This is a genomic window from Streptomyces sp. WM6386 (assembly GCF_000972385.1).
GTDB lineage: Bacteria > Actinomycetota > Actinomycetes > Streptomycetales > Streptomycetaceae > Streptomyces.
In genome coordinates, this window is the sequence record NZ_JXTE01000503.1 from 1 (window position 1) to 440 (window position 440).

The 440-nt window shown below is 72.3% G+C and carries 1 protein-coding gene; it reads left to right on the forward strand.

The window, feature by feature from the left end; genetic code table 11:
• A partial coding sequence (locus TN53_RS42435; protein ID WP_046264254.1) for a WD40 repeat domain-containing protein occupies positions 1 to 365 on the forward strand: 365 nt, incomplete at its 5' end.
• Positions 366 to 440 lie beyond the last annotated feature (75 nt).

A 440-nucleotide genomic window follows, 5' to 3' on the forward strand; every position in this document is an offset into this window, starting at 1 on the left:
CCGCTCCCCTGGGCGAGGTACCGGAAGCGGTGAGCGCGCTGGCGGTCAGCCCGGACGGCGCGACCCTGGCTGTCGGGGGCACCACGGGAACACTCCAGCTCTGGGACATCGCCACCCAACAGCCCCTGGGCGGCCCGCTGACGACCCCGGGCGAGGTGATCAGCTCGCTCGCCTTCACCACCGACAGCGGCACCCTGTACGCGGGCAGCCCCCATGTCCCTCTCCAGCGGTACGCGGTCGACCCCGAACGGGCGGCCACCCAGGTGTGTGCCCGGGCGGGCACGGGGGCGAACCTCTCCCGGGAGCAGTGGCGGACGCATGTGCCAGGGGTGGCGTACAGGAGGGTGTGCGACCGGGCCCCGTAGGGCTACGGGGCACTCGCTACAGGGCTGCGGGCCCAACAGGCCACGACAGCATCCGACGTCTTCACCATCATGAAC